This is a genomic window from Kineococcus vitellinus (assembly GCF_009906315.1).
Lineage (GTDB): Bacteria > Actinomycetota > Actinomycetes > Actinomycetales > Kineococcaceae > Kineococcus > Kineococcus vitellinus.
This window is the reverse complement of record NZ_JAAALL010000201.1, coordinates 1-8,218: the sequence shown is the minus strand read 5'-3', so window position 1 is coordinate 8,218 and position 8,218 is coordinate 1. Positions and strand designations below refer to the sequence as shown.

Genomic DNA, 8,218 nt, shown 5'->3' with positions numbered 1-8,218 from the left:
GCGCGGCGCGGGCGCCTCGTCCGGCCCGCCGTCGGCGGTGCCGGGCTGCGCGCGGCGGCGCTCGCCGGTGTCCTCGACCGCCCCGTCGCGGACCTCGTCCACCGCCTCGTCGCGGGGATCGCTGCGGGGATCGCCGCGCCGGGCGTGGCGCGCCGCGTGCGCACCGGGCCGCTCGTCGGCCGCGTCGGCCGCGGCGCCGTCGCGGGTCCCGCCACCGGCGCCCTCGTCAGCGGGGGCGCCGTCGCGCGCGCCGCCGGGGCGGGTGGTCGGCGCGTCCTCGCCCCAGTGCGCGACGATCTCGGCGAAGGCCGCATCGACGTCCAGGGGACCGGATCCGTCGTCCGGGGTTCGAGCCACGGTTCATCGTGTCACGCCCCGGCGCGGACGGTCGAGGTTTCGGCGTGGCGCGCGGGGGGTGCCCGGGTAGGGTTCGGTGATCACGGCGCGGGGCCGCTCCCGCGCGGCGTCGGCGCGCGAGCAGGCGGGAGGTGGCGTGGCCCGGTTCCCGGTCCTGTACTGGCCGCTGAAGCTGCTCGTCGCCGAGCCGCTGGTGACCGGGGTGCTGCGCCCGTGGGTGCGCGGCCTGGAGAACGTGCCGGCCAGCGGGCCGGCGATCCTGGCGAGCAACCACCTGTCCGCGGCGGACACCGTCGTGCTGCCGTCGGTGCTGCGCCGGCGCCTGACCTTCATCGCCAAGGCCGACCTCTTCACCGGCTCGGGGCTGAGGGGCAGGCTGACCGCCGGCCTGCTGCACGGGGTGGGCCAGCTGCCGGTGGACCGCTCCGGCGGGCGCGCCTCGGCCGCCGCCATCGCCGGCGCCGTGCAGGTGCTGCGCGACGGCGAGCTGTTCGGCATCTACCCCGAGGGCACCCGCTCCCCGGACGGGCGGCTGTACCGCGGTCGCACCGGGGTGGCGCGCATCGCGCTGGTCTCCGGCGCCCCGGTGCTGCCGGTGGCGATGATCGGCACCGAGCACCTGCTGCCCAGCGGCCGCCTCCTGCCGAAGGTGCGGCGGGTGGGCGTCGTCATCGGCGAGCCGCTGGACTTCTCCCGCTACGCCGGGCGCGCCGAGGACCAGTTCGTCGTGCGCTCGGTGACCGACGAGGTCATGTACGCCATCCAGCGGCTGTCGCGGCAGGAGTACGTCGACGCCTACGCCGAGCGCAGCAAGCTGCGCTCGGACCTGGCCCGCGGCACCGGCGTCGCGCTGCCGCCGCAGGAGTCCGGCGGTGCGCCCGGCGGCCGCGCGGCGCCCGGCGGGCAGTCGCCCCCGCCCGCTCCCTGAGCGGCGCGCCGCGCGGGGAGCGGGCGGGAGATCGCCAGGGACGGGCCCGCGGTGGCAGAGTGCGCGCCAGGTGGGCGACACGGCCGGCGAGGACGCCGGGGAGCGGAGGCGGACGTGCGGGTCGGGATCCTCACCGGGGGCGGCGACTGCCCGGGGCTGAACGCCGTCATCAGGGCGGCCGTACTGGCCGGGACGCAGCGCCACGGCATGTCCTTCGTCGGCTTCCTCGACGGCTGGCGCGGCGTGCTGGACGGGGACGTGGTGGCGCTGGACGAGGAGCGGGTGCGCCCGCTGCTGGCGGTGGGCGGGACGGTCCTGGGCTCCAGCCGCACCAACCCCCTGGCCGGCGGCGCCGCGCAGGGCGTGCAGCGGGTCCGCGCGCAGCTGGCCGCGCTGGGCGTGGACGCGCTGCTCGTCATCGGCGGCGAGGACACCCTCGGCGTCGCGACGGCGCTGCACGAGGCGGGGGTGCCCGTGGTGGGCGCCCCGAAGACCATCGACGACGACCTGTCGGCCACCGACGCCACCTTCGGATTCGACACGGCCGTGCAGACGGCCGTGGAGGCCTGCGACCGGCTCGTGACGACCGGCGCGAGCCACCACCGCGCCATGGTCGTGGAGGTCATGGGCCGGCACGCGGGCTGGATCGCGCTGCACACCGGCATGGCGGCCGGTGCCCACGCGACGCTGCTGCCGGAGGAGGCGGTCGACCTCGACGCCGTCGCCGACGTCGTGCGCTCGGTGCTGGCGCGCGGCGGCGCTCCGCTGCTGGTGGTCAGCGAGGGCGCGCCGGTGCTGGGGGAGCAGGCCGTCAAGGACGCCCCCGTGGACGCCTTCGGGCACGTGCAGCTGGGCGGTGCGGGCGAGCAGCTGGAGCGGGAGCTGCAGCGGCGCGTGCCCGGGCTCTCCAGCCGGGTGACGGTGCTGGGGCACCTGCTGCGCGGCGGCACGCCGTCGGCGGCGGACCGGGTGCTGGCGACCCGCTTCGGGCTGTCGGCCGTCGAGGCGCTCGCGGCGGGGCGGCTGGGGACGATGGCGGCCCTGCGCGGGGTGGACGTGGTGCAGGTGCCGCTGGCGGAGGCGACCGGGGTGCTGCGCACGGTGCCGCCCGCACGACGCTCCGAGACCGCGGGCCTCCGTTGGTGACCGGGCGCTGATCCGGCGCGGGGGAAGGCGCAGCACCGGGCGGCGCGGCAGTGCGACACTGGCACGCGTGAGTACCGGAGCGAGCACGATCACGAGCACCCGCGACAGCGCGGCGTCCGGCCCGGCGAGCACCACGTGGCCGGACCTGCCCGCCGCCCAGCAGCCGCAGTGGCCGGACGCCGCCGCGCTGGCGGAGGTCCAGGCCGAGCTCGCCTCGTATCCGCCTCTGGTCTTCGCCGGGGAGGCCGACCAGCTGCGCGCGCAGCTGGCGAAGGCGGCCCGCGGCGAGGCGTTCCTGCTGCAGGGCGGGGACTGCGCCGAGACCTTCGCCGGCGCGACGGCCGACGGCATCCGCCGCCGGCTGAAGACGATGCTGCAGATGTCGGCCGTCCTCACCTACGGCGCGAGCCTGCCGGTCATCAAGGTCGGCCGGATGGCCGGGCAGTTCTCCAAGCCGCGCTCGAGCAACGACGAGACCCGCGACGGGGTGACGCTGCCGGCCTACCGCGGTGACGCCGTCAACGACTACGCCTTCACCCCGCAGGCCCGCCGGCCGGACCCGCAGCGGCTGCTGCGCGCCTACCACACGTCCTCGGCGACGCTGAACCTCATCCGCGCGTTCACCACGGGCGGCTACGCCGACCTGCGCAAGGTGCACGAGTGGAACCGCGGCTTCGCGGCGACGGCGGCCAACGCCCGCTACGAGGCGCTGGCCCGCGACATCGACAAGGCCATGAAGTTCATGATCGCCGCCGGCGCCGACTTCGACGCGCTGAAGTCGGTGCAGTTCTGGTCCAGCCACGAGGCGCTGCTGCTCGACTACGAGCGCCCGCTGACCCGGACGCTGGACGAGGAGCCGCCGCTGGCCGGGCAGGAGCAGCCGCGCGACGTGCGCCAGGGCGGTCCCTACGACGTCTCCGGGCACATGGTGTGGATCGGGGAGCGCACCCGCCAGCTCGACGGCGCGCACGTCGACTTCGCCTCGAGGATCCGCAACCCCATCGGGATCAAGCTGGGCCCGAAGACCTCCGTCGACGACGCGCTCGCGCTCGTCGACAAGGTCGACCCCTACCGCGAGCCGGGCCGGCTGACCTTCATCACCCGCATGGGCGCCTCGACGATCCGCGAGGCGCTGCCGGCGCTCGTCGAGGGCGTCACCAGGGCGGGCGTGCAGGTGACGTGGGTGTGCGACCCGATGCACGGCAACACGATCACGTCGACGAGCGGCTACAAGACCCGCCGCTTCGACGACGTCGTCGACGAGGTGCGCGGCTTCTTCGAGGTGCACCGCGCGCTGGGCACCGTGCCGGGCGGCCTGCACGTCGAGCTCACCGGTGACGACGTCACCGAGTGCCTGGGCGGGGCCATGGAGATCGACGACGCCGGGCTGGGCACGCGCTACGAGTCGCTGTGCGACCCGCGGCTGAACCACCAGCAGTCGCTGGAGCTGGCCTTCCTGGTCGCGGAGATGCTCAGCGCGCGCTGAGCACCCGCCCGGCTCCTCGCCGGCGCACGAGCAGGGCCCCGGGACCGCTGGTCCCGGGGCCCTGCTCGTGGTGCGCGCGGCTCAGACGACGGTCAGGGTGATCGTCGAGCCCTTGGGGATCGACTGCCCGGCGACGGGGTCGCTGGAGCGGACGGTGCCGAAGATGCCGCCGAGGACGTTCTCGACGCGCACCTGGAAGCCGAGGCGCTCCAGCGCCTCGCGGGCCGCGGCCACCTGCTGGCCCTGCACCTGCGGCACCTGCACCAGCGGCGGGCCGGTGGAGACGACGAGGTCGACGGGGTCGCCGCGGAAGAGCGTGCCGGAGCCGGGGGACTGCGAGATCACCTCGCCGGCGGGCACCTGCTCGCTGGTCTGCTCCGTGACGTCCCCGACGGCGAGCTCGGCGCCGGTGATGGCGGTGCGGGCCGCCTCCAGCGGCGAGCCGGCCACCGTGGGCACCTCGATCGGCTCGCGGCCCCTGGAGACCACGAGGGCGACGGGGGTGTCGTGCGCGAGCACGGTGCCCGCCACCGGGTCGCTGCGGACCACCGAGCCCCGCTCGACGTCCTCGCTGTACTCCTCGGCGACGGCCCCGACGGCCAGGCCGGTGCCGGTGAGGGCGTCGGCGGCCTCCTGCTGGGGGCGCCCGACGACGTCGGGCACGGCGAACTGCTCGACGCCCCTGCTGACGACGAGGACCACGCTGCCGTCCTTGCGCACGCGCTCACCCGCGCCGGGGTCGGTGGCGGCGACCACGCCGGCGGGGACGGTGTCGCTGAACTCCTCGCGCTGCTGCACACCGAGGCCGGCGCTGCGCAGCGCCGCGCCGGCCTCGGCGGGCGAGCGGCCGGTGACCGCGGGTGTCGTGGTGTAGGCGCCGGGACCGGCCAGGAAGTACCAGCTGGCGGCCCCGCCCAGCGCCAGCAGCAGCAGGACCAGCCCCACCAGCAGCCCGCGCCGGCTGCGGTGCCCGTGCTCGGCGCCGCTGCGGGCGCCCCGCTGCCCGGCGGCCGCGGCGGTCGCGGCCGCCGTCGTGCCGGCTGCCGGGGTGGTGGCCGGGGTGGTGCCCGGGGTGGTGGCCGCGGGCGTCGTGGTGGCGACGGCGCCCAGGCGCGTCGTCGACCCGGGTGCGGCGACCTGCTCGGGGCGCTCGGGGCGCACGTCCAGCTGCTGCGGGGTCAGGGAGGAGCGCACCGCGCGCAGCTGCTCGAGCATCTCGGCGGCGTCGGCGGGCCGCTCGTCGGGGTCCTTGGCGAGCGCGTCGAGCACCAGGGCGTCCAGGGCCGCCGGCAGGCCCGGCACGCGGCTGGAGGGCGGCGGCACCTGCTCGTGCACGTGCCGGTAGGCGATGCGGAAGGGGCTGTCCCCGGTGAAGGGGGGAGCGCCGGTGAGCATCTCGTAGAGCATCACCCCGACGCCGTAGACGTCGCTGCGGGCGTCGCTCTCGCCGGTGTCCAGCTGCTCGGGCGCCAGGTACTCGGCGGTGCCCATGATGTCGCCCATGCCGACGGTGGTGCTCTGGCCGGAGGTCGTGGCCGCCCGGGCGAGGCCGAAGTCGGCGACCTTGACGCGCCCGTCGTGGCCGACGAGGACGTTGGCGGTCTTGACGTCGCGGTGCAGCACGCCCTTGCGGTGGGCCTCGGCGAGGGCGTCGAGCACGTCGGCGGTGGTGCCCAGCGCCTCACCGGGGGTCAGTGCGCCGCGCTCGGTGACCACCTCGCGCAGCGTGCGGCCCTCGACGAGCTCCATGACGAGGTAGGCCGTCTCGGTGCCGCCGGCGGTGTCCACGCCCTGGTCGAGCACGGCGACCACGCCGGGGTGCGCCAGCCGCGCGGCGGACTTGGCCTCGCGCACGAAGCGCTGGCGCGCCACCGGGTCGTGGGCGAGGTCGGCGCGCAGCACCTTCAGCGCGACCTCGCGGTCCAGCCGCTCGTCGACGGCGCGGTAGACGACGCCCATGCCGCCGCGCCCGATCCGGCCCAGGACGCGGTAGCGCCCGTCGAGGCGTCGCCCCAGGAGGGGGTCGGAGAGCGTGGCGTCCACGGTCAGCGAGTCTAGGCAGAGCGGGCGCCGGCCCCGGGCAACGCCGCGCGCCGCGCGGTGCCGCCCGGGGGCCGCCCGGTGAGCTGCCCGGTGAGCCGGTCAGGAGAAGCGGGCCTGCAGCGTCTGCACGTTGGCGACGTAGCGGCGGGTGTCGTCGTACATGCCGCGCGAGCGCACCGAGCCCTGCCCCTGGTAGTAGGAGGCGATCGCGATGTCCGGCGGGTTGTTCGCGACCAGCGTGCGCAGGATGGCCACCCCCGCCTTGGCGTTGTCGCGCGCGTCGAACAGGTCGATCGGCTCGCCGAGCAGGTCGGAGGCCCACTGCCCGGAGCTGGGGATGACCTGCATGGCGCCGATCGCGTTGGCGTGCGAGACGACGCGCATGTTGAAGCCGGACTCCTGGTAGCCGACGGCCAGCGCCAGGGACGGGTCGACGCCCAGGCGCACCGCCGTGGAGCGGATGATCTCCCGCACCTCCTCGCGGCCGGGCTGGTCGCTGTCCTGCAGGCGGGCGCGGTTGGCCGCCACGGCCGCGCTCACCGTCGGCGCCTGGGTGGCCTGCTCCGCCTGCTGCCCGTCCTCCTGCTCGGCCTCCTCGGCCGCGGAGGCCGCGGGGGCCGCCTGGCCGCCGACGCGCAGCTGCTGCCCTTCGACGATGAAGCCGCGCGCGTCCAGGCCGTTGAGCTCGACGAGCTCCTCGACGGCGGTGCCGGTGGCCAGCGCGATGTGCGAGAGGGTGTCGCCGGCCCGCACGGTGTAGGTGGCACCGGCCGCGGGCCGGGCGGGCGCGGCCGCCGCCCCGGCGCCGCCGGTCAGCCGCAGCACCTGCCCGGCCCGGATGAACCCGCGCGCGTCCAGGCCGTTGGCCTCGCGCAGCGCGCCGACCGTGGTGCCGTGGGCGGCGGCGATGGCGCCGAGGGTGTCGCCGGTGCGCACGGTGTGGGTCGCGCCGTCCCCGCCGGCCCCGCCCGCGTCGGCGCCGCCGTCCGCACAGCCGCACCGGCGCGGCCGCGCGTCCACAGGGCGCCGCCGCCGGCTCCGCCGGCCCCGGTCGGACGGCCAGCCTCCTGCCTGGAGGTGGTGCGCGTGCGCGCGAAGGACGCCGTCGGGCGGTACGGGGAGCGGGTGGCCGCGCGGCTGCTGGTCGAGGCCGGCATGGCGGTGCTGGAGACGAACTGGCGCTGCCGCTCCGGCGAGGTCGACATCGTCGCCCGCGACGGCGACTGCCTGGTGCTGTGCGAGGTCAAGACGCGCCGCAGCGGACGGGCCGGCAGCGCCCTGGAGGCGGTGACCCCGCGCAAGGTCGGCCGGCTGCGGGGCCTGGCCGCCGAGTGGCTGAAGGCGCACCCGGGCGTGCACCCGCCCCGGGTGCGCCTGGACGTCGTGGCGGTGACCGTCGCCGAGCGGGGCCCGGCCCGCGTCGAGCACGTGCGGGGGGTCGGCTGATGCCGCTGGCCCGCGCCCTGGCCGTCGGCCTGGTCGGCCTGGAGGGCCACCTGGTGCAGGTGGAGGCCGACATCGCCGCCGGCCTGCCCGCCTTCGTCCTCGTCGGCCTGCCCGACGCCTCGCTGCACGAGGCCAAGGACCGGGTGCGCGCGGCCGCCGCCAACTCCGGCCGCCCCCTGCCCCAGCAGCGCATCACCGTCAACCTGTCCCCGGCGACGCTGCCCAAGACCGGCTCGTCCTTCGACCTCGCGGTCGCGGTCGCCACGCTGACGGCCGCCGGCGTCCTGCCGCCGGAGGCGTCCGCGGATGCGGTCCACCTGGGGGAGCTGGGGCTGGACGGCAGCGTGCGGGCCGTCGACGGCGTCCTGCCGGCCGTGCTGGCGGCCGCGCGCGCCGGGGTGCGGCGCGTGGTGGTGCCCGAGGCCACGGCCGCGGAGGCCGCGCTGGTGCCCGGCGTGCGCGTGCGGGGGGTGCGCTGGCTGGCCGAGCTCGTCGCCGACTACCGCGGTGACCCGCCGCCGCAGCTGCCCGAGGCGCCCCGCGCGTTCGCCCCGCCCGAGCGCGCCGGCACCGCCGCGGCGCCGGACATGGCCGACGTCCTGGGGCAGGGCGAGGCCCGCTTCGCCCTGGAGGTGGCCGCCGCCGGCGCGCACCACCTGCTCATGAGCGGCCCGCCCGGGGCCGGCAAGACGATGCTGGCCGCCCGGCTGCCGGGGCTGCTGCCCGACCTCGACGAGGACGCCGCCCTGGAGGTCACCGCGGTGCACTCGGTGGCCGGTGCGCTGCGCGGGCGCGCCGGGACGGCCCTGATC

7 protein-coding genes and 1 pseudogene are annotated in these 8,218 nt (G+C 77.2%); 5 read left to right on the top strand and 3 right to left on the bottom strand.

All coding sequences use genetic code 11. From position 1 onward, the window contains the following. Positions 1 to 357, bottom strand: a pseudogene (locus GTQ99_RS16130) (hypothetical protein); the annotation flags it as partial. A 136-nt stretch (positions 358 to 493) separates the two neighbouring features. Here GTQ99_RS16130 and GTQ99_RS16125 point away from each other — a divergent pair. From GTQ99_RS16125 to GTQ99_RS16115, 3 genes are all read left to right on the top strand, one after another. After that, positions 494 to 1,285 carry a 1-acyl-sn-glycerol-3-phosphate acyltransferase gene (locus tag GTQ99_RS16125; RefSeq protein ID WP_166616754.1) on the top strand — a complete coding sequence of 264 codons (792 nt, stop codon included), beginning with the start codon at positions 494 to 496 and terminating at the stop codon, positions 1,283 to 1,285. A 114-nt stretch (positions 1,286 to 1,399) separates the two neighbouring features. Continuing rightward, on the top strand, positions 1,400 to 2,431 hold the full coding sequence (locus GTQ99_RS16120; RefSeq protein WP_166616753.1) for an ATP-dependent 6-phosphofructokinase: 1,032 nt from the start codon (positions 1,400 to 1,402) through the stop codon (positions 2,429 to 2,431). A gap of 88 nt (positions 2,432 to 2,519) precedes the next feature. After that, the gene (locus GTQ99_RS16115) at positions 2,520 to 3,917 is read left to right on the top strand and encodes a class II 3-deoxy-7-phosphoheptulonate synthase (RefSeq protein WP_420814572.1); all 1,398 of its coding nucleotides are present in this window, start codon (positions 2,520 to 2,522) and stop codon (positions 3,915 to 3,917) included. A gap of 81 nt (positions 3,918 to 3,998) precedes the next feature. Here the strand turns inward: GTQ99_RS16115 and pknB are convergent, their stop codons facing one another. After that, complete coding sequence (pknB, locus tag GTQ99_RS16110) at positions 3,999 to 5,960, bottom strand: Stk1 family PASTA domain-containing Ser/Thr kinase (protein ID WP_166616752.1); 1,962 nt, start codon at positions 5,958 to 5,960, stop codon at positions 3,999 to 4,001. Between the two features lie 99 nt (positions 5,961 to 6,059). Then, positions 6,060 to 6,896 (bottom strand): LysM peptidoglycan-binding domain-containing protein, encoded by an 837-nt coding sequence (locus GTQ99_RS27020; protein WP_166616751.1) that lies wholly within the window; start codon positions 6,894 to 6,896, stop codon positions 6,060 to 6,062. A 150-nt stretch (positions 6,897 to 7,046) separates the two neighbouring features. Between GTQ99_RS27020 and GTQ99_RS16100 the strand changes: the two genes are divergently transcribed. Beyond that, positions 7,047 to 7,406 carry a YraN family protein gene (locus tag GTQ99_RS16100; RefSeq protein ID WP_166616750.1) on the top strand — a complete coding sequence of 120 codons (360 nt, stop codon included), beginning with the start codon at positions 7,047 to 7,049 and terminating at the stop codon, positions 7,404 to 7,406. After that, on the top strand, positions 7,406 to 8,218 hold an 813-nt coding region (locus GTQ99_RS16095; protein WP_166616749.1), incomplete at its 3' end, for a magnesium chelatase domain-containing protein. The genes GTQ99_RS16100 and GTQ99_RS16095, both read left to right, overlap by 1 nt.